At 65.6% G+C, this 24,221-nt stretch carries 24 protein-coding genes; 11 read left to right on the plus strand and 13 right to left on the minus strand.

Features of this window, described 5'->3' with window-relative positions:
• Nucleotides 1–8 precede the first annotated feature (8 nt).
• The 9 genes from MXC99_RS05395 (at nucleotide 9) to MXC99_RS05435 (ending at nucleotide 8,600) form a co-directional block, all read left to right on the plus strand.
• Complete coding sequence (locus tag MXC99_RS05395) at nucleotides 9–1,388, plus strand: cbb3-type cytochrome c oxidase subunit I (protein ID WP_247724488.1); 1,380 nt, start codon at nucleotides 9–11, stop codon at nucleotides 1,386–1,388.
• Nucleotides 1,389–1,555: 167 nt separating this feature from the next.
• On the plus strand, nucleotides 1,556–2,653 hold the full coding sequence (locus tag MXC99_RS05400) for a type I glyceraldehyde-3-phosphate dehydrogenase (RefSeq protein ID WP_432654234.1): 1,098 nt from the start codon (nucleotides 1,556–1,558) through the stop codon (nucleotides 2,651–2,653).
• Between the two features lie 45 nt (nucleotides 2,654–2,698).
• Nucleotides 2,699–3,325 (plus strand): cytochrome c oxidase subunit 3 family protein, encoded by a 627-nt coding sequence (locus tag MXC99_RS05405; RefSeq protein WP_247724489.1) that lies wholly within the window; start codon nucleotides 2,699–2,701, stop codon nucleotides 3,323–3,325.
• 11 nt (nucleotides 3,326–3,336) lie between these two features.
• Nucleotides 3,337–3,618: a cytochrome C oxidase subunit IV family protein gene (locus tag MXC99_RS05410; protein WP_247724490.1), complete on the plus strand. Its 282-nt coding sequence runs from the start codon at nucleotides 3,337–3,339 to the stop codon at nucleotides 3,616–3,618.
• On the plus strand, nucleotides 3,615–4,415 hold the full coding sequence (locus tag MXC99_RS05415; protein ID WP_247724491.1) for a CbbQ/NirQ/NorQ/GpvN family protein: 801 nt from the start codon (nucleotides 3,615–3,617) through the stop codon (nucleotides 4,413–4,415). The genes MXC99_RS05410 and MXC99_RS05415 overlap by 4 nt, the downstream gene beginning before the upstream one ends.
• A gap of 58 nt (nucleotides 4,416–4,473) precedes the next feature.
• The gene (locus MXC99_RS05420) at nucleotides 4,474–4,884 is read left to right on the plus strand and encodes a hypothetical protein (protein ID WP_247724492.1); all 411 of its coding nucleotides are present in this window, start codon (nucleotides 4,474–4,476) and stop codon (nucleotides 4,882–4,884) included.
• Nucleotides 4,885–4,891: 7 nt separating this feature from the next.
• Nucleotides 4,892–5,908 (plus strand): 4Fe-4S binding protein, encoded by a 1,017-nt coding sequence (locus MXC99_RS05425; RefSeq protein WP_247724493.1) that lies wholly within the window; start codon nucleotides 4,892–4,894, stop codon nucleotides 5,906–5,908.
• Between the two features lie 3 nt (nucleotides 5,909–5,911).
• The gene (locus tag MXC99_RS05430; protein ID WP_247724494.1) at nucleotides 5,912–7,825 is read left to right on the plus strand and encodes a nitric oxide reductase activation protein NorD; all 1,914 of its coding nucleotides are present in this window, start codon (nucleotides 5,912–5,914) and stop codon (nucleotides 7,823–7,825) included.
• A gap of 4 nt (nucleotides 7,826–7,829) precedes the next feature.
• Nucleotides 7,830–8,600 (plus strand): Crp/Fnr family transcriptional regulator, encoded by a 771-nt coding sequence (locus MXC99_RS05435; protein WP_247724495.1) that lies wholly within the window; start codon nucleotides 7,830–7,832, stop codon nucleotides 8,598–8,600.
• A 78-nt stretch (nucleotides 8,601–8,678) separates the two neighbouring features.
• Here the strand turns inward: MXC99_RS05435 and MXC99_RS05440 are convergent, their stop codons facing one another.
• The 12 genes from MXC99_RS05440 to MXC99_RS05495 form a co-directional block, all read right to left on the minus strand.
• The gene (locus tag MXC99_RS05440) at nucleotides 8,679–9,866 is read right to left on the minus strand and encodes an NnrS family protein (protein WP_247724496.1); all 1,188 of its coding nucleotides are present in this window, start codon (nucleotides 9,864–9,866) and stop codon (nucleotides 8,679–8,681) included.
• Between the two features lie 49 nt (nucleotides 9,867–9,915).
• Nucleotides 9,916–11,547 (minus strand): cytochrome D1 domain-containing protein, encoded by a 1,632-nt coding sequence (locus MXC99_RS05445; protein WP_247724497.1) that lies wholly within the window; start codon nucleotides 11,545–11,547, stop codon nucleotides 9,916–9,918.
• A complete protein-coding gene (gene nirJ / locus MXC99_RS05450) occupies nucleotides 11,544–12,752 on the minus strand; it encodes a heme d1 biosynthesis radical SAM protein NirJ (RefSeq protein ID WP_247724498.1) in 1,209 nt (402 codons plus the stop codon). Before nirJ ends, MXC99_RS05445 begins: the two co-directional genes overlap by 4 nt.
• A gap of 105 nt (nucleotides 12,753–12,857) precedes the next feature.
• Entirely contained in the window at nucleotides 12,858–13,385 is a 528-nt protein-coding gene (gene ahbB, locus MXC99_RS05455) for a siroheme decarboxylase subunit beta (RefSeq protein ID WP_247724509.1), read from the minus strand.
• 26 nt (nucleotides 13,386–13,411) lie between these two features.
• Complete coding sequence (locus MXC99_RS05460; protein WP_247724499.1) at nucleotides 13,412–13,915, minus strand: Lrp/AsnC family transcriptional regulator; 504 nt, start codon at nucleotides 13,913–13,915, stop codon at nucleotides 13,412–13,414.
• Nucleotides 13,908–14,966, minus strand: coding sequence for a siroheme decarboxylase subunit beta (gene ahbB, locus MXC99_RS05465; protein WP_247724500.1), 1,059 nt, complete (start codon nucleotides 14,964–14,966; stop codon nucleotides 13,908–13,910). Before ahbB (MXC99_RS05465) ends, MXC99_RS05460 begins: the two co-directional genes overlap by 8 nt.
• Complete coding sequence (locus tag MXC99_RS05470; RefSeq protein WP_247724501.1) at nucleotides 14,966–16,174, minus strand: cytochrome D1 domain-containing protein; 1,209 nt, start codon at nucleotides 16,172–16,174, stop codon at nucleotides 14,966–14,968. The genes ahbB (MXC99_RS05465) and MXC99_RS05470 overlap by 1 nt, the downstream gene beginning before the upstream one ends.
• A 72-nt stretch (nucleotides 16,175–16,246) precedes the next feature.
• Complete coding sequence (locus MXC99_RS05475; protein ID WP_247724502.1) at nucleotides 16,247–16,630, minus strand: c-type cytochrome; 384 nt, start codon at nucleotides 16,628–16,630, stop codon at nucleotides 16,247–16,249.
• Nucleotides 16,631–16,746: 116 nt separating this feature from the next.
• Nucleotides 16,747–17,073, minus strand: a complete 327-nt coding sequence (locus tag MXC99_RS05480; protein ID WP_247724503.1) for a cupredoxin domain-containing protein — start codon at nucleotides 17,071–17,073, stop codon at nucleotides 16,747–16,749.
• 137 nt (nucleotides 17,074–17,210) lie between these two features.
• Nucleotides 17,211–18,086, minus strand: coding sequence for an ethylbenzene dehydrogenase-related protein (locus MXC99_RS05485; RefSeq protein ID WP_247724504.1), 876 nt, complete (start codon nucleotides 18,084–18,086; stop codon nucleotides 17,211–17,213).
• A gap of 45 nt (nucleotides 18,087–18,131) precedes the next feature.
• A complete protein-coding gene (locus MXC99_RS05490; RefSeq protein ID WP_282100029.1) occupies nucleotides 18,132–18,743 on the minus strand; it encodes a NapC/NirT family cytochrome c in 612 nt (203 codons plus the stop codon).
• Between the two features lie 68 nt (nucleotides 18,744–18,811).
• Nucleotides 18,812–20,494 (minus strand): cytochrome D1 domain-containing protein, encoded by a 1,683-nt coding sequence (locus MXC99_RS05495; RefSeq protein ID WP_247724505.1) that lies wholly within the window; start codon nucleotides 20,492–20,494, stop codon nucleotides 18,812–18,814.
• 362 nt (nucleotides 20,495–20,856) lie between these two features.
• Between MXC99_RS05495 and cobA the strand changes: the two genes are divergently transcribed.
• Nucleotides 20,857–21,618, plus strand: a complete 762-nt coding sequence (gene cobA / locus MXC99_RS05500) for a uroporphyrinogen-III C-methyltransferase (protein ID WP_247724511.1) — start codon at nucleotides 20,857–20,859, stop codon at nucleotides 21,616–21,618.
• A 34-nt stretch (nucleotides 21,619–21,652) separates the two neighbouring features.
• Here the strand turns inward: cobA and MXC99_RS05505 are convergent, their stop codons facing one another.
• Nucleotides 21,653–22,549 (minus strand): YihY/virulence factor BrkB family protein, encoded by an 897-nt coding sequence (locus MXC99_RS05505; protein ID WP_247724506.1) that lies wholly within the window; start codon nucleotides 22,547–22,549, stop codon nucleotides 21,653–21,655.
• Between the two features lie 403 nt (nucleotides 22,550–22,952).
• Between MXC99_RS05505 and MXC99_RS05510 the strand changes: the two genes are divergently transcribed.
• The gene (locus tag MXC99_RS05510; protein WP_247724507.1) at nucleotides 22,953–24,092 is read left to right on the plus strand and encodes an ISNCY family transposase; all 1,140 of its coding nucleotides are present in this window, start codon (nucleotides 22,953–22,955) and stop codon (nucleotides 24,090–24,092) included.
• Nucleotides 24,093–24,221: the final 129 nt, after the last annotated feature.

Raw genomic sequence — 24,221 nt, forward strand, 5'->3', positions numbered from 1 at the left:
ATCAATTTATGCAATACAAATCACAAGCGGTCGCCATGCCCTACTTCATCGCGGCGATCGGGCTGTTCGTGGGGCAAATCATCTTCGGCCTGATCATGGGCCTGCAGTACATCATCGGTGACTTCCTGTTTCCGGAGATTCCGTTCAACGTGGCCCGCATGGTCCACACCAACCTGCTGATCGTGTGGCTGCTGTTCGGCTTCATGGGCGCGGCGTACTACCTCATCCCCGAGGAGACGGAAACCGAACTCTTCAGCCCGAAGCTGGGTCTGGCGATGTTCTGGATCTTCCTCGTCGCGGGCGCGGCCACCATCCTCGGCTACCTGCTGGTGGATTACGCCACGCTGGCCTCGGCGACCGGTAACGACATCCTCGCCACGATGGGTCGAGAGTTCCTCGAGCAGCCGCTGCTGACCAAGATCGGCATCGTCGTCGTCGCTCTGGCCTTCCTCTTCAACATCACGATGACCGTGCTGAAGGGTCGCAAGACCGTCATCAGCATCGTGCTGCTGATGGGCCTGTGGGGGCTGGCGATCTTCTTCCTGTTCTCCTTCTACAACCCGGTCAACCTCGTCCGCGACAAGTTCTACTGGTGGTGGGTGGTGCACCTGTGGGTGGAAGGCGTGTGGGAACTGATCATGGCCGCGATGCTCGCCTTCGTGCTGATCAAGGTCACCGGCGTCGACCGCGAAGTGATCGAGAAGTGGCTGTACGTGATCATCACCCTGGCGCTGGTCACCGGCCTGATCGGTACCGGTCACCACTACTTCTGGATCGGCACGCCGGAATACTGGCAGTGGTGGGGTTCGATCTTCTCCGCACTGGAGCCGATTCCCTTCTTCGCCATGACCGTGTTCGCCTTCAACATGGTGAACCGCCGCCGCCGCGAGCATCCGAACCAGGCTGCCGTGCTGTGGGCGCTGGGCACCGGCGTGATGGCCTTCCTCGGTGCGGGCGTGTGGGGCTTCCTGCACACTCTGGCTCCGGTCAACTTCTACACCCACGGCTCGCAGATCACCGCGGCGCACGGTCACATGGCCTTCTACGGCGCCTACGTGATGGTTGTGCTGACCATGATCAGCTATGCGATGCCGATCCTGCGCGGTCGTGCCGCCAATCCGGGCAAGGCGCAAGTGCTGGAAATGTGGTCGTTCTGGCTGATGACCATCGCCATGGTGTTCATCACCCTGTTCCTGACCGCCGCCGGCATCCTGCAGGTGTGGCTGCAGCGCGTGTCCGACACGCCGCTGTCGTTCATGGCCGCCCAGGACCAGGTTATGCTGTTCTACTGGATGCGCGAATGGGCCGGCGTGGTGTTCTTCATCGGCCTGCTGGTCTATCTCGCCAGCTTCTTCGCGAAAGGCGAACTCAAGGGTGCGAAATCCTGATACGCCCATGAAAGAGTAGTACCTCCTGGGTAAGCCAGGGGAAGGGGTTAGGGCGGCGCAAGCCGCCCTTTTTTCCTTTCTTCCCCGCACGAACGCAGCCACCCCGGCCGGGCGCGGCGACGCGATAGAATGAACGCTTCGTCCCGCCGCATTCGCTCCCGCCCACCGTGACCACACCCTGCTCCGCCGCATCCTCCCGTCCCGCTACCGGCGCCCCTTTTCGCCTCATCATCAACGGCTACGGCCGGATCGGCCGTTGCTACCTGCGCGCGCTGTACGAAGCCGGCATCTCGAATGAATTCGAGGTGGTCGCGATCAACGAGCCCGCCGATCTGGCCGGCATCGCCTATCTCACCCGCTTCGACTCCACCCATGGCCGCTTCCCCGCTCCGGTCGCCGCAGGCGATGCCTGTCTGCTGATCGACGGCAGGCCGATCGCCGTCACCCATGCGACGACCCCCGAAGCGGTGGACTGGAGGGCATACGAGCCCGATCTCGTCATCGAATGCTCCGGTCGCTACGGCAGCCGCACCGAGCTCCAGCGCTTTCTCGATGCCGGCTGCCCGCGCCTGCTGCTGTCGCATCCGGGCAATGGAGCGGACGATGTCGATGCGACCATCGTCTACGGCATCAACCACGAGACACTCGAAGGCGGCGAGGGACTGGTGTCGAACGCCTCGTGCACCACGAACGCCGCCGTACCGGTCCTCGAGTTGCTGCAGCGCGAGTTCGGCATCGAACAGGCACTGCTGACCACCCTGCATTCGGCGATGAACGACCAGCCGCTGATCGACGGCTATCATCACACCGACCTGCGCCGCACCCGCTCGGCGATGCAATCGATCATCCCGGTCTCGACCGGCCTGGCACGCGGCATCGAGCGCCTGCTGCCCAGCCTGGCCGGCCGCGTGCAGGCCAAGGCGATCCGCGTTCCCACGCACAACGTATCGGCGATCGACATGGTGCTCACGCTGTCGCACGACATCGACGGGCGCGAGGTGAACCGCTTGCTCCGAGCCTCGGCCGAAGGCTGCTATCGCCACCTCATTGCGTACTCGGACGAGCCCCACGCCTCGATCGACTTCAACCACGACCCCCATTCGGCCATCGTCGACGGCGCGCAGACGCGAATGATCGGGCCGCGGATGCTCAACCTGATGGTCTGGTTCGACAACGAATGGGGCTTCGCCAACCGCATGGTCGACGTCACCCGCTGCTGGCTGACGCGCATGCGTGCCACACGCTTGAGACCGTCTCTCAATTAACCGCGATCAAGTTCAAAGCTTTTTCCCTTCCCTAGACTGGTGCGCATGGAACAGACAAATACAGTCCTGCCGCCAGTGCACCGCACCGCGCCGGCACACGCTCCAGAGCACGCCCACAGCCCGCGCCTCGCCGGCGACCTGGCGATCTGGTTCTTCATCCTCGCGGAGCTGCTGGCGTTCGGAGTGTTCTTTGCCGCCTACGCCTTCACCCGGGCGAACAACCTCGAATTGTTCGATGCCGAGCAGGCCGCACTCAACCGCAACGCCGGCGCACTGAACACGGTGCTGCTGCTCACCGCCAGCTACTTTGTCGTCCGCGCGGTCCAGGCCGCCGAGCGCATGGCCGCGCGCGCCGCAGCGAACTGGCTGCTCGCGGCCATCTTCACCGGACTGGGCTTCATCGCCGTCAAGCTCACCGAGTACGCCGCGGCCTTCGCTCACGACATCAGCCTGTCGAGCAGCCCGTTCCACATGTTCTACCTGTCGCTGACCTTCTTCCATTTCATGCACGTCATCCTCGGCCTGGTGATCCTTACCGCAATGTGGAACGGCGCCCGCCAGGGCCGCTACCGCCCGGGCGACATGAACGGGCTGGAAACCGGAGCCGCCTACTGGCACATGGTGGATCTGGTGTGGCTGGTCCTGTTCCCGCTGGTTTACGTCATTCACTGAGGCGACCGACCATGAGCACCAACACACACGGCACCCCGCAACGCAGCACCTGGCTGTGGGTGACGCTGCTCGCTGCCACCTTCCTCACCTGGGGCGTGGGCGAGCAAGGCCTCACCGGCACCTGGGTCGTCGCCGCCTTGGCGGTGATCTCGTTCTGGAAAGGCGCGGTCGTCATCCTCGATTTCATGGCACTGCGCAACGCCCCGCTGCTGTGGCGCGCGATCACCATGGGTTGGATCATCCTGGTATGGGCGGTGATCGCCATCGCTTACATGAAAGGACTCGCACAATGAAGCCCGGCACGCCGCACCTCGACATCCCCTTCTACCAGGCCGCCGGCGACGAAGTGGAAGTCTTCGAGCACGCCTGGAAAAATCGCCTGCCGCTGCTGATCAAGGGTCCTACCGGCTGCGGCAAGACGCGCTTCGTCGCCCACATGGCGGCACGCCTCGGCCTGCCGCTGTACACCGTCGCCTGTCATGACGACCTGACCGCGGCCGATCTCGTCGGCCGCCACCTGATCGGCGAAGGGCGGACAGTCTGGTGCGACGGCCCGCTGACCCGCGCGGTGCGCGAAGGCGGCATCTGCTACCTGGATGAAGTGGTCGAGGCACGCAAGGACACCACCGTGGTCCTGCACCCGCTGGCCGACGACCGCCGCATCCTGCCGATCGACCGCACCGGAGAACTGCTCGAAGCGCCGCCCAGCTTCATGCTGGTCGTCTCTTACAACCCCGGCTACCAGAACCTGCTCAAAGGCATGAAGCCGTCGACCCGGCAGCGCTTCATCAGCGTCCGCTTCGATTTCCCCCGCCCGGAGCAGGAAGAAGCGGTGCTGATCGGAGAGACCGCCTGCCCTCCCGACCTCGCCAAGCGCCTGGTGGCGATCGCCGGCGCATTGCGTGCACTGAAGGACCGCGATCTCGAGGAAGCCGCAAGCACCCGCCTGCTGGTCTATGCTAGCCTCCTGATCAAGGACGGCATGGACCCGATCGCGGCCTGCCGCGTCGGCATTGTCGAAAGCCTGACCGACGATTCCGAAATCGCCGAAGGTCTGATGGAAGTGGTATCGGCCACCTTCGGTCGCTGAACCCGCGCCGCCTCCGCCCCCGAGGATCGAGCGCCAGCACGAGAGGTTCCCGAAGATCATGAGCATCGAGCGCCCCGACCCCCTCAAGAACGTGATGCCCGGCCCGCAGCTCGCAGTGGCGGCGGAAGCGCTGTTCCTGACCAACCTGATCCTGCTGCCCGGCCTCGCCTTCGTCGCCCTGCTGGTGCTGTGGGCCAGATACCACGACCACCCCGATCCGCTGGTCCGCAACCACTTGCGCCAGACCGGCTGGACCTGCATCTGGGGAGGTTTGCTGCTGGTGGTGATCAGCGTCGCGATTTTCCTTCTCGGCGGCTTCGACAATCCCTGGACCTGGGTCATCGGCGTGCTGTACTTCACCTTCGTCCACTCTGCCCTGATCCTGCTCGGCATGATGGGACTCGCCCGCGCCATCAACGGCCGTGCCTGGCGCTATCCGATTTTCGGCCCCCGTGAACACGAGGTCTGAATCCACCATGCCCGACACCACCATACGAACTTCGGCCCCCGCACGCACCGTCATCCCGATCGCCCCTGCCGAAGCCGCGCGACCGCGCGACCGCCAACGTCAGCGCCTTGCCTTCCAGGTTGCATTCTTCGCCCTGTTCGTGCTCGCTCCGGTATTCGACCTGTTCCGCTACGACCTCGACGCGGATCACGCCTGGCTGCTCGGCATGGAGTGGCGCCTGGGGCTGGACGAGTTCCTCGCCGGGCGCGAGTCGGCGACCGTGGCCGGAATCAACATCATCGTCCGCCTGTTCCTCCCCCTGTTCGCCGCGGCCGGCGTGTTCCTGTGGGTGGCGTGGAAATGGGGGCGCATGTACTGCGGCTGGCTCTGCCCGCATTTCTCGGTGGTCGAGACGATCAACAAGCTGATGGCGCGCGCCTCGGGCAAGCCTTCGGTATGGGAACGGCACCGCCTGCCGCCCTGGAAGCCGGACGGCTCCCCCACCCGGGTGGACGTGCGCTGGTGGGCCGTGGTCGTCCCCGCTGCGATCGGGTTCGCCTTCCTGTGGGCGGTGGTGCTGTTGACCTACCTGCTGCCACCGGCCGAAGTCTACGCGAACCTGTTCCGCGCCGAACTCACCCGCAACCAGCTGATTTTCATTTCCGCCGCGACCACGGTGCTGAGCCTGGAGTTCCTTTTCGCCCGGCACCTGTTCTGCCGCTTCGTGTGCGCGGTCGGACTGTTCCAGAGCCTGGCCTGGATGTCCAACCGCGACGCCATGGTGGTCGGCTTCCACCGCGCGCGCGCGAGCGACTGCGCCAATTGCCTGCCCGAGCGCCAGTCCGCCTGCGACGCCGTTTGCCCGATGCGCCTGCGTCCGCGCAACATCAAGCGCCACATGTTCACCTGCACCCAGTGCCGGCAGTGCATCGATGCCTGCGGCCAGACCCAGAATGACAATCCGAACGGCCCGTTGCTCGCCTGGGTCAAGGACGAAGCCGCCCGCCAGAACGAAGCCGGATTCCGGGCGCAGAAGGAACGCTGAACCATGGAAGAAACCGTAGGCCTGCTGTGGCACCGCCTGATCACCCGCGCCGCCGGCGGCCACTTCCCCAAGGCCGCGGTCAGGCTCAAGGAGGTCGAGAAGGTCGCCGGCGTGTTCTTTCGTGCGCTGGGCGGTGACCCCGGCCTGCGCGTGGCGGCCGCCACCGCCGATACCCACGGCGCCCGGCGCAGTCTGCTGCAGCGCATCGCCGGTGCCGACGAGCGGATCGCCCGCGGCCGCATGGATCTTTCGACCCTGCGCCTGCCGCCGGAAATCGACGCTCTTCCCGAACGAGCGCTGAACCGGGATCTTTACCTGTGGCTGGCCGCCCTCGCCGCCGGCCACGCCGATCAGAATTCCGCCGCCGATGCCGCACTCCCCGCACTGCCCGCCACCGCCTTCGATTCCGAGGCCACGCGCGAGCTGCGTGACAACCAGCGCGCCACGCTGCATGCCCTGCGGCGCTGGCCCGGGATCGAAACGCGCTATCGCCGGCTGGTCGACGCCATCCTCCGCCAGCGCCCGGACCCGGCCCGGCTGCCGCCGGCCGAAGCCGAGCGCGAACGCCTGCTGCGCCAGGCCCTGCAGACTCCGGGCAGCGTCGCCGCCCTGCCCCCGCTGCCGCCCAAGGCCAAGGCCGCGCAGCCGGTCCTGCTGTGGCTGAGCGGCTTTCGCGACGCCCCCCGGCCCGGCAGCGCAGGCGCCGGCAGCGGTGCCGAAAACGCCGAGGCCGGCAACAGCAAACCCGGGCGCGACACCAGCCGGCAGGCCCACCGCGTCGAACGCGAGGACAACGCGCCGGAGAAGCACGGCATGATCATTCCTTTCCGCGCCGAAAGCCTGCTGTCGGTTGCGGAATTCATCAAGGTCAAGCGCAGCACCGACGACGAGCCCGACGACAATGCCGCCGACGCTGCCGCCAACATGGAACACCTGACGCTCAACCGCGACGGTGAGCGGGTCGCCTCCAAGGTGCGCTTCGATCTCGACCTGCCTTCGGCGGCCGAGGACGATGTCGTCCTCGGCGAAGGCATCCCGCTGCCGGAGTGGGATTACCGCAAGGACCTGCTGCGCGAGGATCACGTCCGCCTCAACGAACTCGCGCCCTCCCCCCACGACCCGCGCGCTGCGCCCAGCGCCCTGCCCGAACACCTGCGCCGTACCGCGCGCCGCCTGCACCGCCAGTTCGCTGCGCTGACTCCGGGCCGGCGCTGGTTGAAGGCCCAGAGCGACGGCAGCGAACTCGACATCGATGCGGTGGTGCGCGCCACCACCGACCGTGCCAGCGGCCATCACCCCTCCGACCAGCTTTACCTGTCGCTGGAAAAACGCGAGCGCGACCTCGCCTGCCTGGCGCTGGCCGATCTGTCGCTCTCGACCGATGCCTGGGTGTCGTCCGAGGCCCGCGTCATCGACGTCATCCGCGACGCCTTGCTGCTGTTCGGCGAGGCCTTGCTCGCCACCGGCGACCGCTTCGCCCTGTGCGGTTTTTCCTCGGTCAAGCGCAGCAATGTGCGCTTCCACCGCCTGAAGGACTTCGCCCAGCGCTTCGACGACCGCGCCCGCGGGCGCATCATGGCGATCAAGCCGGGGTATTACACCCGCCTCGGTGCCGCAATCCGCCACGCCACCGGCCTGCTGGAAAAGGAGACGGCGGCCCGCCGCATCCTGCTCATCCTGTCCGACGGCAAACCGAACGACCTCGACCTCTACGACGGCCGCTACGGCATCGAGGATACCCGGGTGGCGATCGTCGAAGCGCGCGGGCGCGGGATCGTGCCGTTCTGCGTCACCATCGACCGCGAAGGTGCCAGCTACCTGCCACACCTGTTCGGCCCTGCAGGCTTCGCCGTGATCCGCCAACCCGACGAGCTACCGGCCCGCCTGCCGATGTTCTATGCCCAGCTCACCCGTTAAGCAGATGGATCGCCGCCCCCCGCCCTGCAGCCAGGCGGCGCACGAGGCGTCCTCTGACGCGCTCTCTTCTTCACTGTCCTCTCCCGAACTCGAACGCCTGTGCCGCCTGCTGTCCCAGGCTCCGCTGTTCAACGGCCTCGGATTCCAGGACATCGCCCGCTTCGCCCGCGGCGTCCGCGAAGTCAAGGCCGGAAAAGGCGACATCCTGTTCCATCGCGGCGACCCCTGCTCCGGGTTCCATCTGATCCTGAACGGTCAGGTCAAGCTCGCATTCACGTCTGCCGAAGGCAATGAAAAGGTGGTCGACATCCTGCGCCCGGGACAAAGCTTCGGCGAGGCGGTGATGTTCATGGACCGCCCCTATGTGGTGATGGCCCAGGCCCTGACCGATTCCACCCTGCTCCACATCGGCAAGCACATCTTCTTCGAGGAGATGGCCGGCGATCCGTCGTTCTGCCGCAAGATCATCGCCGGCCTCGCTCAGCGCCTGCATCACCTGATGGGCGACGTCGAAAGCTACTCCCTGCGCTCCGGACGGGAGCGCATCATCGGCTACCTGCTGCGCGAGGAAGAGATGGCCGGCGACAGCCTCGCCGACGGGCGCGTTTCGATCCGCCTGCCGACCAGCAAGGGCACGATCGCCTCGCGGCTGAACCTGACCCAGGAGCACTTTTCCCGCATCCTGCACGAGCTCACCGACGCCGGCCTGATCGAGGTCGAAGGGCGCACCATCCACATCGCCGATATCGGCCGGCTGCGCCGCAGCCTGGGCTGATCCCGATCCCGCCCCGAAAAATGGAATGGGCCCCGCGGGGCCCATTCCATTCATGCGATCAAGCGCCTCCGGGGGCGTTCAACCGGCCTTGCCATCGACCCGGGCACGCAGCAGGAACGGCCCATAGCGCCACAGATAGACCAGGAAACCGAGCGACCACAGGGTGGCTGCGGCATGCACGCCGCCGACCTGGGCCGCCGGGATCAGGGCGACGGTAAGCACCCGCACCAGCGCCGCGAGCAGCACCAGCGCATAGGCGGCGGTCTCCATCGGCCCCGCCACCAGCATGCGTCCGGTGTGGCCCAGCGCGGTGCGGGTGATCATGCCGATGATCAGCCCCCCGGTCGCCCCGACCGCCAGCGCATGGATGCCGGCCGAGCGCGGCAGTACGCCGAACTGCGCCAGCGCGACCAGCGCCAGGCCAAGCGGAATCCACAGATAGCCCAGGTGCAGCACCCACAGCAGCGGCGTGCCGCGGGTCGCCCACGGGTTCCACCCGCCCAGGCGCACCGCCTGCAGCACCGCGGCCAGCAGCGACACCGGACCCGCCCACGCCCCGGCGCCGAGCGCCCACAACAGCAGGGCCACGCCGGTGGCGATCGCCGCCGCCCAGTCGAGGCGGACGTCGCGCCACTGCTTGACTCCGCGCAAGCCATTGAAGGTGAACATCGGAATCACCCGCCCGCCGATGATCGTCTCCAGCACCACGATCAGGCCCAGCGCCAGGTGCATCGCCGTCAGCGGGTCGGCATCGACGACTCCGAGCACGGCGAGATGGAAGAACAGGTTCGCTAGCGCCAGCGCCGCCGGCAGCACCCCGACGAAGTAGTTGCGCGTGCTTTTCGCCTTCACCAGCACCCGCAGCAGCACTGCTGCCGCCGCCGGCAGGAAGGCCAGATCGACGATCGCGACCCAGACGCCGCTGCCGAAAGCCATCGCCAGCCGCCCCGCCAGCCACAGCGCGGCGAGCATCATCAGCGGCCGGCCGCTGGGGGTATCGAGCCCGGTCCAGTTGCGCCCGGCGGTGAGCAGGAAACCGATGATCACCGCCACGGCGAAACCGAAGATCATCTCGTGCGCATGCCACCACATTCCCGGAATCGGCAGCTCGATTCCGCCCGAATGGGCGATCGCCCACACTGGAATCGCAACCGCGGCGAACAGCGCGGCAAGCAGGTAAAGCGGGCGGAAGGCGAGCGCCCACAGCGAGAAGGTCTCGGGCGGGATGCGTTTGGTCGTGGGTTCTTCGAGCGGAATCAGGGCCATCGTGTTGTCTCGTTGATTCGATTGGGGGTGCGGGCACAGGCGGACGCCGTCAGTGGCTGGTGCCTTCCTCGCGCGTGATCTTGTTCCAGACGTTGTACTTGCCCACCGGCTTGCGCATCGGCAGGCGCTTGATCTCGTCCAGCGAGTGCGCATCGTAGACGATCACCGCGCCCTCGTCTTCCCACAGGCTGGCGAGCGCGTAGCGCCCGTCACGGGTGAATTCGACGTGGGCGAGCGTCTGCCCCGGCGGGCCGGCGATCTCCTTCACCACTTCGAGGCTGCGCTTGTCGATCACCTGGAGGATGTGCCTGGCTTCGGCGCTCATCATCGAATCGACGAAGGCATAGGGGCTGCTGCGATGGCTGCGCAGGAAAAAGCCCGGGCCGCGGGTGCGGATGCGGCGGATCACGTCCCAGCTCTGCATGTCGATCACGGTGACTTCGGCCGCTTTCAGGTTGGTGCTGGCCATCACTGTGCGGACCTTGCCCGCGGTGTCGGTCCATTCCCAGGTCACCCCCGAGCCCAGATGCGGCATGCCGTCCAGCGGCAGGTCGGCGATCTTCTTGCGCACGTCCAGATTCACCACCTGGCCCCCCCCTGCGCGCGAGGCCCCCATCAGCTCGGAGTAATCCTGGGTGAAGAAGAAGTCGTCGAGCGGCTCGGCCAGGATCGTGCGGCGCGGGTTCAGGTAGCCGGGGATGAAGCTGCCCTCGCGCTGCTTGTAGTCGTGGATGAAGCCGGTGGGGATGTCCTCGACCGCCTTCGTGTAGCTGATCTCCCACACCTCGGGCACGTCCTTCAGCGCGGCGATGAAAGACTGACGCGGGCTCGCGTCGTACACCGCCGAGACCCGTGACGTCTGCTTGCCGTCGCGATCGCCGGCCTCGATCGTCTTGATCAGGTTGAGTTCGCCGTCGAGCAGCACGATGTTGTGCGGCAGGTAGTTCGCCACCGCGACATGGCGACCGTCGGGCGAAGCGGCGACGTTGCGGGTGTTGATCCCGGCGCGCACTTCGGCCACCACCTTGAGGTTCCACAGGTCGAATTTGGTGATCCAGCCGTCGCGCGAGGCGAAGAACACGTAGCGTCCGTCGGCGGCGAACTTCGGCCCGCCGTGCAGGGCGAAGCGCGACTGGAAGCGGTGGATCGGCTCGAGCTTGTCGCCGTCGAGGACGCTGACGTGGTGATCGCCCGCCTCCACCACGAGGAAGAGGTTGAGCGGGTCGGCGTCGAACACCGGCTTGTCGGAGAGCGTGGCCGGATCGACGTGCTGGATGCGCGAAGCGGCGATATCGGCCTCGCTCCAGCGCGGCTCAGGGACCACCGGGGTATAGATCCAGTCGGCGAGCGCAGCGATTTCGTCCTTGCTCAGCGGCGCGGCGAAGCCGGGCATCTGGGTGGCGGTGCGGCCCTCGGCGATCACTTTCACGGCCTCGGCCTTGCGCAGGCGGGCGAGATTGTCGGAGAGCAGCGCCGGCCCCATCGCACCGAGGCGGTTGGGGGCGTGACAGGCCGCGCAGTGCTGCGCATAGAGCGCGTGCACGTCGATACCGGTTGCCGTTGCGGGCCCGGCGCTTGCTGCCTGGGGAGCGGCCTTGCCCGGCGAGGCGGCGGCCGTCAAGGCGACCAGACCACCCGCGAGCACGAACAGGCAGGCGAGACTCGAGCCGCGGACTTTCATGCCGACACCTTGTGGATGCGGGTCCACGGGGTGGTGACGACGCGTTCGGCGCCGTAGTCTTGCGCGCTGACGCCGATCTCGTCGTCATCGAGGTAGCAGGCCGGGTCCTCCGCCCAGGGGTTGCCGGTGACCTGCGCCGCGCGCACGCGCGAGCTGCCGTTGCAGATCTCCAGGTAGCGACAGGCGCCGCAGCGGCCCTCGAGCGTGCGCGGATGCTGCTTCAGGCCGGCGAGCAGGGGATTGGACAGGTCGTTCCAGATTTCGCCGAAGGCACGCTGGCGCACATCGCCCAGGGGCACATGCCACCACATCGTATCCGGGTGGACGATGCCGAGGTTGTCGATGTTGGCCACGTTCACGCCGCTGGCGTTGCCGCCCCACTGGCGCAGCTTGGCCTCGATGTGCGCGGCCTTCTCCGGGAAGCGGCGCTGCACCCAGTGCAGCAGGAAAGGGCCGTCGGTGTCGTTGTTGCCGGTGACGAAATCCTTGTCGATGCCGCGCCGGTGCAGTTCGAGACAGGTTTCGAACAGCCGCTCCATCGCTTCGCGGGTGGTGCGGTGGCGGGCATCGCCGGCGCGGTTCTTGTTGCCCCGCCCGGCATAGTTCAGGTGCGAGAAGTAGAACTTGTCGATGCCTTCGTCTTCGACCAGCCGGAGCAGTGCGGGCAGGTCGTGGGCGTTGCCTTCGGTCATCGTGTAGCGCACGCCGACCTTGATGCCGCGCTCGCGGCACAGGCCGATGCCGTGCATCGAGGCGGCGAAAGCGCCTTCCTTGCGGCGGAAGCGGTCATGAGTGGCGCCGATCCCGTCCAGGCTCACCCCGACGTAGTCGAAGCCGATGGCGTCGATGGCATCGATGTTGGTTTCGTTGATCAGGGTACCGTTCGAAGACAGGCCGACGTAGAACCCCATGCCCTTGGCGCGGCGGGCGATGTCGAAAATGTCCGGGCGCAGCAGGGGTTCGCCGCCGGAGAGGATCAGCACCGGGACGCGGGCGGCTTTGAGTTCGTCCATCACCTTGAACACTTCGGCAGTACCGAGTTCGCCGGCGAAATCCTTGTCCGCCGAGATCGAGTAGCAGTGCTCGCAGGTCAGGTTGCAGCGCCGGATCAGGTTCCAGATCACCACCGGCCCGGGCGGATTGCGGCGCGGCCCCGCTGGGGTGGGGTGGTCGAGTTCGCGAATGAAGTGCGAGATGCGGAACATGAAAGCCTCCTGGTTGCTGCGATTACAGCCGAGCGGAGCGCGCAGGGAAATGATGCCGGTCAAGGGGGGCAGCAGGGGCGGCTGCCCCACCCCGGCAAGGTCCGCTCAGACGCCGATGCGCAGCCCGGTTTTTTTCAGGATGCCAGCGGAAAACAGCACATCGTGGCTGCGGCAGGCACCACCGAAATCGCGCTCGAGCAGCGCCGCGATTTCCCCCACCCGCGCCAGCGCGGCCTCGCGGCTGGCCGCGTGAACCATCGCGAACAGGTTGTAGGGCCAGTCCGGCAGATGGCGGGGGCGGCGGTAGCAGTGGGTCACGAAGGGCAGCGCCCCGACCCGCTCGCCTGCGGCATCGATCACTGCGTCATCGACGTCCCACACGCTCATGCCGTTGGCGGTATAGCCGATCGCGTAGTGATTGGGCACCGCACCGATGCGGCGGATGCGGCCATCGGCGAGCATCGCGGCGAGGCGGGCACGCACCAGATCCTCGCTCACTCCAAGCCGGCCAGCGATCACCGCATAGGGTCGCGGGGCCAGCGGCAGGCCGCCCTGGGTGGCGAGCACGATCCGGCGGTCGAGATCGTCCGTGGCGAGCGCGCCGGGTGCCGTTGTCTTGGTGCCTGCGGCCATCGGGATGGAAAGATCGGACGCGTTCATCAGGCCTCCAGTTTCATCTCGACGAAGTATTCCCGCTCTTTCGGGAACAGGTTCACCGCCAGCCCGGTAGCCGACTCGATCCGGCGCGCGACCTCGGCAATGCCGTCGGGAGTTTCGGTGGCGAGTACGAACCACATGTTGAGGCGGTGCTCGCGCCGGTAATTGTGCGCGACTTCGGGAAAGGCGTTCACCGCTTCGACGACCCCCCGCCAGCGCTCCTCGGGCACCGCGATCGCCGCCAGGCAAAAGGCGCCGCCCATGCGTTCGATCTGGAACATCGGCCCGAAGCGGGTCAGCACACGGTCCTCGAGCAGGCTCTGGAGGCGGCCGATGACTTCCGCCTCGGACAGGCCGAGGGCGGCACCGACGCTTGCGAACGGCGCCTCATCAAGAGGGAAGTCGCCCTGCAGGGCGTTGATCAGGCGGCGGTCGATGTCGTCGGGCGCACGTCTGGCGGCCACCGCCCGCCGCCCGTCGCGCGCCCCGGTGTGCGGCTCAGGCATGGGCAAGGTCCTTGGTGCCGAGATACTGCGCACCGGTCTGCTTGAACCGCCGGCAGCTGAAGAGCACGGCATGGGGATAGGCGTCGAGGCCGAGCCGGCGGGCGAGTTCCTCGCGCTCGGCGAGCACCTCATCGCGCGCGCTGCCGTGGATCATGCAGAACAGGTTGTAGGGCCAGTCCGGCAGGGAGCGGCGACGGCGGTAGCACAGCGTGACCGCGGCCTCGCCGGCCAGGCGGCGGCCGAGCGCGGAGACTTCGGCGTCGGGAATGTCCCATACGCACATCGCGTTGGCTTCGAGCCCCAGTTCGTGGTGGCGCACGACGACACCGAAACGGCGGATCAGCCCTTCGGCCTGCCAGCGCCGGATGTGCCCGAGGGTTTCCGACTCGTCCAGCCCTGCCGCGGCGCCCAGGCGCGCAAAAGGCTGCGGCTCGAGCATGAGACCGCACTGCAAGGTGGCGATCAGCCGGCGCTCGGTTTCGGACAGCGCCGGCCCGCCCCCCGGGGAGTCGGGCGGCGCCGGTTGCGCCCTCCGCTCCCGGCGCTCGGCGCAACCGGCTCCGCAGTTCGCTTGTTGTGCCTTGAGGTCGAAGCCGAGATCGATGTGGAACTCCTCCTCGAGCGGCAGGACGATGACCGCACACCCGGTATCGCGCTCGATGCCGCCGACGATTTCGTCCAGATGGGCGCGCGATGCGGCCGTCACCACGAACCACAGGTTGTAGCAGTGCTCGCGCTGATAATTGTGGTTGATCGCCGCTTCCCGGCTGACACGCTCAGCCACCGCTGCCAGACGATCGGGTGGCGCTGCCAGCGCTGCCAGCGCGCTCACCCCCAGGCGGCGCGGGGCGAACACGGCACCGACCCGACTGACCAGGCCCTGCGTCTTGAGCCGGCGATAGGCGGCGATCACGCTCGCCTCGTCTTCACCGACCGCCTCGGCGATGCGCGCGAACGGTCGCGGTTCGAGCGGAAAATCGCGCTGCCATTCATTGAGCAGGCGAAAGGCGGTGGCATCGACCGTCGCGGGCAGGCACAGGGTGCGCGGCATCAGAACCCCGTCCGCGCCGCGCGCGTGGTGAAGAAGATGCCGCTCGGGCTGCTCGCCGCAAAACCGCCGATCGGCTTCTTGGTGGCGGTGTCGTAGATCAGTACGCGGTTGTCGTCGCGCGCGGACATCCACACTTCATGCCCCTTGGAGAGGAACTCCATGTGCAGGATGCCGCGCCCGGGCTGCAGGGTATGGGTGATCTGGCCGGTGAGCGTGTCGATGACCTGGACCCAGCCGTTGTCCGGGAAAGCGAAGTTCACCCAGATCTCGCGCCCGTCGGGTCGGGCCATCGCAAACACCGGCTGGCTCTTGACCGCGATCCGGCCGACTTCCTGCCAGCTCCCGGTGTCGACCACCAGCACCTCGTGGCGCCCGATCGCCGGCAGGTACGCGCGCCCGCCGGCCACCGACCAGCCCCGAAGGTGGGGCATCTTGTACACCGGCAGTGGCTGCTCGCCGCGGCCGTAGCCGGCGAGGATCTTGCGGCTGCCCAGTTCCGGCTTCCACAGATCGACCAGGGCCAGCCCGTCCTCGCCGAACAGCCCGGCGATGTAGTGCCGGCCGTCGGGCGTGACCAGCGCATCGTAGGGCTGCTTGCCGCCGGCGAAACGCTGCGTGAGCGGTTTGCGCGGATCGGAAAAATCGGTGATGCGGATTTCCCCGAGTTCGAACAGGGAGTAGATGAAGCGCTGCCCGGACAGATCGGCCAGACCGACGACCTTGGAGCGGCGTCCGTCCTCGCTGGCCGCGGGCACGTCGGCGAGCAGCTCCAGGGTATCCGCATCGAAGGCCTTGATCCCGCCCGGCTCGTAGTTCTGCACCACCACCAGACGGCCGTCGTGCGAAATCGAGCCGCCGATCGCGTTGCCCGCCTGCACCACCCGGCCGACGATCTTCGCTTCGAGCAGATCGACCTTGGTCAGCCCGCCATCCCGTCCGAACACGAACGCATGGCGCCCATCGCGCGAAAAGACCACCGAGGCGTGGGACAGGTCGCCCAGTCCATCGACGGTGGCGAGCACGCTGCGGCCACTCGTTTCGATGATCTTGACCCGGCCGTCGGCGCGCTCGATGACGACGCCCAGATCACCGCTGCCGCGCAGCGCCACCGGCGCCGTGGCCGAACAGGCCGACAGCAGGAAGACGATGGCCGGCAGAAAGATGCTCCACAACAGCGGGGGCGCCGGACGGGCGAATCGGGCAGTCATGCGGACTCCGGAAATCGGGACAGGGGGTCGTTGCGCGGGGGATCGGCGCTGCCGCAGGCAGGCGAGCGCACTTCAGTTCAGGGCCTGCGCCGCCGGCAGGCCGGTGTCGGGCGGGAAGCCGTTTCTCAGCTGATCGACGATCCACTGCGCTTCGCTTTCGGTGACGATGCCGCGAAACGGCGGCATCGGCGTACCGGGACGACCGCCGATGATGGTCGCGACCAGGCCCTCGGCCGGCTTGTCGGAAAGCGTCGCGGCAGTGAGCGCCGGCCCCAGCCCACCGTTCAAGGTGAGACCGTGGCAGGAACCACAGTCCTGGCGCACGATGTGCACGAGTTCGCGATGGCGGGCGGAGTCCGGTTCCGCCAGGCGGGCGTCCGCTGCGGCCGAGTAGGCCGAAACCAGTGCCGCGCCGATGAAGACAGCGACATGAACGAGGAGAGGAGGCAGTTTCATCTTGCTTTCCGACGGCTTGGGATACGGAATCAGGATGAACTTTTGCCCGGAGCGAAACCTTGACTCGAATCAACCCTACGCGTGCAGGGGTTGTCCCTGAAGAGGGGCCGGCAGCATCACTCTTCGACAATCACCACCCCAAGCATTTCGGGATGCGGGCCACAGCGGTACTCGTAACGCCCGGTAAGGGGGAACACGCGGGACCAGCGCTCACCGGGAAAAAAGCGCTCCGACTCTTCACCCGACCCGAGGAAAAGGACCGAGTGACTGACGCGCTTTTCCTGGTTGATCCAGGTCACGGTGTCCCCGCGCTTGATCCTCAACTCCGCGGGAGAGAACTGGTAGTCCAAAAGCACGACTTCACGGTCGGCCGCCGACAGCGGGCCGGACAGGAGCGCCATCCACGCGCTGACAAGCGCGGTGCGCAGGCTCATCGAATTCATGGTCTCGACTCCTCGGTCTGGTACTGACGGACAACACCCGGAAAACCTACTCCGGGAAAGTACGAACGGGAATCCGGTCTGACCCGGATTCCCGTGATTGAAAGCACAGTACGACGCTGGCGCCGCCGACGTTTAGTTTACTGCTTGGCCGCCTTCACATCCCCGTCGGCATCGATGCCGAGCTTGTAGCCAAGGGAAACGTGGTGGAAGCGCCCCGCTGCACTGTCATCGTGGATGGCGAAGCCGAAATTGTAGGCTTTGCCCGCTTCGAGCGCGACGTCGCCCTCTCCCCCCGCGAGCTTGCGGACGAACACCACCGACCAGTTGTCGCCGTCTTTCTTGCCTTCGGCGCTGACCAGCGCCTTGCCGCCTTCCATCACGCGCTTGTCGGCGATATGGCCGTTAAAGCCCTTGTTCTCGCCGCTGCGCCACTGGTACAGATCGTAGAACTTGCCCTCGGCCAGCGAGCCGCCTTTCACGTATTTGGTCTTGGCATCGTCCGCTCCCGGCATCGTACGCGAATCCTGGTGACAGGTGGCCCAGCAACCGCTCTGGTCGGCGAGGTCGACTTTGCCGCCGGACTCAAGCATGAACGCGATCTTGACCGGGTTCTTGTCGTCCATTTTCGCTGCACCGGAGGCCGCAGGCTGCTTCCAGGTGAAGCGCAGGTAGAGGTTTTCGCCATCATGCGCAGCCTGGACCTTGACCGGGATGAACGCCGCCTTGCCGGCAATCGGAGTGGGCTCGATCTTCTGCCCACTGGCCATTTTCTTGCCCATCTCGCCGGCTTCTTCGCTGTGGCAGTCGGCGCAGGTCTCGCCCTTCTTCAGTGCCCGCGCACCGCCGTGCTCAGTGCCCTTCTGGATCCACTCCAGCGGCGACACCCCCGGATAGAAAAGCGTGATTTCCTTGGCCCCGACCTTGCCCCAGTCCGGTGCGGCGACCGCGCCACCGGCACCGATCGCAAGAAGTGCGCCCACGGCGCCGGCAATCATCGTTTTCTTCATCGTCATTTCCTCACTGTGCTTAGGTTGGGCGGTACTTCCGGAACGAGGATCTTACTCCTCGTCGGCGTCGGTCATCCCATTCGGCTTGTGATGCGCGATGCCCTTGTGGCAGTCGATGCAGGTCATCTTGTCTTCCAGAGCCATCTCATGCTGCTTGCGCGCACGCTGCTTCTGCACTTCGGTGTTCATGCTCTCGAAGCTGTGGCAGTTGCGGCATTCGCGCGAATCGGCCGCCTTCATGCGCTTCCATTCGCTGCGTGCGAGTTGCAGGCGCTTGGCTTCGAATTTTTCGCGTGTATCGATGGTGCCGGTCAGCTTTCCCCATACTTCGCGCGAAGCCTGAATCTTGCGGATGATCTTGTGCGTCCAGTCTTTCGGGACATGGCAGTCCGGACAGGTCGCGCGCACCCCAGTGCGGTTGCTGTAGTGGATCGTTTCTTTGTATTCCGTATATACGTTGTCATACATCTCATGACAGGAGATACAGAATGTCTCCGTGTTCGTCGCTTCCATCGCGGTATTGAAACCGCCCCAGAAGAGGATGCCGATGACAAAACCCGCAGCCAGCAGGCCACCCAGCGACATCTTGGACGGACGACGCAGGCGGGCAAAAAATCCGCTGGGTTGTTCTAGTTTGGAGTCGTTGCCGTTTCGATCTGACATGGAGCATTTTCCTCGTACCCCCCGCGCCTGAGCGCGGGGGTTTTACTGGCTACGATCGACGAGGCCGATCAGTAGACGTCGTGCATCGTGTTATACACGTTGAACTTGCCGGTCGGCGTAACGATCGCCGGGTCGGTGATCACCTTCTTCACCTTCAGCGTCTTGTCGTCGTAGATCACGATCGCCGACTGGTCGGTCTTGCCGCCCCACAGCGAGATCCAGACTTCGTCGCCGGCTTCGTTGTACTCGGGCTGCACCGCACGACGGATCGCCTTGCTTTCCGGCAGACCCGAATCCTTGGCGACGTCGAGGCGCACCGGCTCCTTCTTCAGGTCGCCCTTGTCGAACACGAACACAGCTTCGGCAAGCTCGCGCTCCGGGTTCATCGGCGCGTCGGCCCAGAAGTTCTTCGACTTCGGATGGGTCTTGACGAAGAGGTTGCCGGCGCCCGGCATCTTCAGTTCCTGCACCACCTTCCAGTTGTGATCCTTGTACTTGGCGAACTTGGGATCATCGGAAGCGGTGGAGATCAGCGAGACGACAGAGTCACCGAGGTGGCCGGTCGACCACACCGGACCGAATTCCGGATGAACGAAGTTGGCGCCACGGCCCGGGTGCGGGATCTTCGCAGTGTCGACCAGCGCGGCGAGCTTGCCGGTCTTGGTGTCAACCGCGGCAACCTTGTTCGAGGCGTTGGCCGCCACCATGAAGTAGCGGCCCGAAGCGTCCCAGCCACCGTCGTGCAGGAACTTCGCCGATTCGATCGTGGTGGTCTTCAGGTTCTTGATGTCGCTGTAGTCCACCAGCAGGATCATGCCGGTTTCCTTGACGTTGACCACCCACTCCGGCTTAGTCAGCGAGGCGACGATGGATGCCACGCGCGGCTCGGGGTGATAGTCGCCATCGACAGTGTTGCCGCGGGTCGACACAACCTTCATCGGCTCAAGCGTCTCGCCGTCCATGATCGAGTACTGGGGCGGCCAGTAGGTACCGCCGATCAGGTACTTGTCCTCGTAGCCCTTGAACTTCGAGGTATCGACCGAGCGCGCATCCGAACCCAGGCGCACGGTGGCGACCGTGGTCGGCTCTTCGTAGAACATGTCGATGATGGTGGTCAGACCGTCGCGACCGACCGTGTACACATAGCGACCCGAGGCCGACAGGCGCGAGATGTGCACCGCGTAGCCGGTGTCGAGGATCTTCCAGATCTTGTGGGTGTCGCCATCGACCAGGGCCAGCTTGCCCGCGTCGCGCAGCGTGATCGCGAACACGTTCTTGAGGTTGACCTTGTTCATCTGCTTGGTCGGGCGCTTATCGACCGGAACCAGCAGCTTCCAGCTGTCCTTCATGTCCTTCAGCGAGAACTCGGGCGGGATCGGCGGCTCGTTCTGGATATAGCGCGCCATCAGGTTGATTTCTTCCTTGGTCAGGATGTCGTCGTAGTTGACCATGCCGCCTTCGGTACCGTAGGCGATGATCTTCTCGAGACGATCGGTACCCAGCTTGAGGGTGCCGCCTTCCATCTTTGTGCCGTCAGGCATCGTCTTGGTCCAGTGCGGCTCGAGATTCTTCCCGGTCGCCCCCTTGCGCAGGACGCCATGGCAACCGGCACAGCGCTCGAAATAGATGAGCTTGCCCTGCTCCATTTCTTCTGCGGTCAGATTCGGCGCGCTCTGCGCCCAAACGCTACCCATCGCCAATGGCAGAAGCGCCATGGCGAACGTCTTACCGATCAAGCTCTTGTTTTGCATTTCCCTCTCCTTAAGCGACGCGGGACGTGAAACAACACAACACTAAGCACCGTGAAGACAGTATGGTTTTTAAGACTCCTTACAATCCTTGATCTGAGTTAATTTTTAACGCAGCAGCTGGGGATAAAGTTTGGCCGAAATGGCGCACCTGCCTCAGGGTCTTTTCCACCGAGAGGTCTTTCGCAGGTGTGACCGCCCTTCCCTTTGATCTGCCGGAGTCAGTCCACATGTACGCAGGCACGCTTTCGACCACGCATGCAGCACCTTCGGCCGGCAACACGCGCGCTCTGCGCAGCTTCGGCATCCCGCTCCGCAGCCGCCCCCATGACGATGGCACGGTGGATCAGCCCTGCCATGCGCCGATGCCCCGGGCGGGAAAGGTCTATCTCGTGGGGGCGGGGCCGGGCGATCCGGACCTCCTCACGGTCAAGGCGGCCCGGCTCATTTCCAATGCCGAAACAGTGGTCTACGACCATCTCGTCGGCCCTGCCATCCTGGAACTCATTCCAGCTCGGGCAAGGCGCATCTATGTCGGAAAGGAAGCCGGCAATCACGCTTTGCCTCAGGACGGCATCAATGCCCTGCTGGTAGAGTTCGCGCGGGAGGGGCTGCAGGTCGTACGCCTGAAGGGCGGTGACCCGTTCATTTTCGGGCGCGGCGGGGAGGAAATGCAGTCGCTGCAGGCGGCCGGCCTGGAGTGTGAAATCGTGCCCGGCATCACCGCCGCCGCCGGCGCCGCCGCGTCCACCGGCATCCCCTTGACACACCGGGAACATGCGCAGACATTGGTATTCGCCACCGGCCACCTCAAGGACGGCACGGTCAATCTGGACTGGAACGCACTCGCCCGCCCGCAGCAGACGGTGGTGATCTACATGGGACTGGGAGCGCTGGAGATCATCAGCCGCGAACTGATCGCCCATGGCCTGCCTGCGGGCACCCCTGCCGCCGTGATCCACGCCGCCACCACACCGGCGCAACGTGGCGTGCGCAGTACTCTGGCGCAGTTGCCCGCTGCCGCGCGTGCAGCCGCAATCCGGGCTCCGGCGCTGATCATGGTCGGCGAGGTCGTCGCCCTGGAGTCCGCTTCGCAGCTTACAGCCTGCTGCCCCCCAATCGCCTGAGCCCCTCACCGCGCCATGGTGCGCCGCCCACCCCTCAGTCTTCAACGAGTTTGCGGTGGACGCACACCGCGGCGGGGCGCGGGCGTAATCTGCAGCCACGCGCCTGCATGTGTGCCCGCGTAAACGCGGCGCCGAACAGCAGGATCAACGAAGAGTAATTCACCCACAGCAGCAACAGCACGAGCGAGCCCGCTGCGCCGTAGGTGGATGCGGTAGCGGTGGTCGACAGATAGAGCGCGATCAGGGCCCGGCCGATCGCAAACAGCAGTGCAGTGACAAAGGCGCCGAGCAGCACGTCGCGCCATCCGAGGACGACATCGGGCAGCACGCGAAAAATCGTCGCAAACAGCAAGGTCACCACCGCCAGCGAGATCCCCCAGTCCAAGCCCAGCACCAGAGGCGCGGGCACCGGCAGCCAATCCTGCGCGAACGCCACCACGGCCCGGACCAGCACACTCAAGGTGAGCGAAACCAGCAGCACGAAGCCGATCGCCAGCACCACCGCAAGCGACAGCAGGCGGGTTTTGAGATAGATGAAAAAGCTGCTGCGGGTGGGCCGCGGCGCGACCCCCCAAATCGCATTGAGCGAATTCTGCATCTGCGAGAATACCGTGGTGGCGCCAAACAGCATCGCCCCGATGCCAGCCAGGCTCGGCAGCAACCCGCTATGCTCGATGCGGCTGTTTTCCACCGCGGTCTGGACCGCGGCGGCGGCTTCGGGACCGATCGCAGCCTGCAACTGATCGACAATTCGCCCTTCTGCCGCGCTCTCGCCGAGCACCAGCCCGACCACGGTGACGGCGACAATCATCACCGGCGCCACCGAGAACACGGTGAAAAAGGCGAGCGCTGCGGCATGCATGAAGACTTGCGCATCGAGCCACACACGCAGGGATGCGCGCAGGACACCGTACCAGTATTTCACGACCATACCCCCTTCCCGGCCGGTACACGCTCCCGTCCAAGCCGGCATTCCTGGTGCGCAGATGCTAAGCGATCACTCCCACTCGGTCATCAATGAGACTCGCAAGTCCTCATGGTTAAAGGGATTTGCGGTGATCGAAATGGGGCCTTACCGTCGCTTTTACCGTCGGCATCGGACACCTTTTGCTGACGCGGGAGATGGCCCGATTGGCGGCGCATTGACACTTCTCGACCCGATTGCCAATCACGATATATCTTAGCGCGCTTCATCCAGCCTTGGAACGCAGGGCTGCCGCAGCTGTAGGGAGCACATAAACTGTCCGGACTTGTAGCACGTGATCTGTCCGGTTTCATTGTTCACCAAGGAGGTGGCGATGAGACGGACGGAATTGCTACAGGAGATCCGAGCGATGCGTTTCGAAGAGGCGTATTCAGGCTGGCAGGAGGGGCGGCTGCAGCAGGAGGAAGCGGCGCGGTTGCTGGGGGTGTGCGAACGAACGTTTCGGCGCTACATCGACCGATATGAGGAGTCGGGGCTGGAGGGGTTGATCGACCGCCGTCTGGCCCAGGTGTCGCACCGTCGCGCGCCGGTCGATGAGGTGATGGCGCTGTGCGAGCAGTACGAGCGTCGGCACATGGGCTGGAGCACGAAGCACTTCTACGCCTGGTACCGGCGTGACGGCGGCGGTCGCAGCTACAGCTGGGTGAAGAGCCGGCTGCAGGACGGCGGGCTAATCAAGAAGGCGCCGGGCCGGGGTAAGCACCGCAAGAAGCGCGAGCGCTCGCCTTGGCCAGGGATGATGGTGCATCAGGACGGCAGCACGCACGAGTGGGTGCCGGGCAGCCGGTGGGATCTGATCGTGACGATGGACGACGCGACCAACGAGCACTACTCGATGTTCTTCGTCGACGAGGAAGGGAGCGCCTCGAGTCTTCGCGGGGTACGCGAGGTCATTGAAGCGCGGGGGCTGTTCTCGAGCCTGTACACCGATCGCGGCAGTCACTACTGGCACACGCCCGAGGCCGGCGGCAAGGTCGATCGGCACCATCCCACCCAGTTCGGCCGCGCGATGCAGCAGCTGGGGATCGAGATGATTGCGGCGTACTCGCCGGAGGCACGCGGACGCAGCGAGCGCATGTTCAGCACCCATCAGGCGCGCCTGCCGCGCGAGTTGGCGCTGATGGGCATCACCGACATGGACGCGGCCAACTGCTATCTGCGTGAGCACTACATGCCGGCGTTCAACGCCGAGTTCATGCAGCCGGCGATGGAGGATGGTTCGGGTTTCGTGCCCTACGTCGGACGCGATCTGGATGATGTGCTGTGCGAGCAGTTCGAGCGTACCGTCGGCAAGGACAACTGCGTGAGCTTCGAGAATCTCAAGCTGCAAATCCCCGCCGACCGAGCGCGGCACCACTACGTGAAGGTCAAGGTGCGCGTAGTCCGGCACATAGACGGACGTCTGGCGCTGTTCCATGGCCCGCGCCTGCTCGCCCGTTATGAGGCGGACGGCACACCCGGAGAACAGGCACTTCAGGCCGCTGCGTAACTGTCCGCCGCAGCGGCCGCGAGGCGGTAACGCTGCTTCGGGCTACGCCCTGCGCAGCGTTACCGCCTCGCATAATCGAGCGGACAATTCATTTGCTACAACACCGGACAGTTCTATTTGTTGCCAACA

This window comes from Thauera aromatica (genome assembly GCF_023093595.1).
GTDB classification, from domain to species: Bacteria; Pseudomonadota; Gammaproteobacteria; order Burkholderiales; family Rhodocyclaceae; genus Thauera; species Thauera aromatica_A.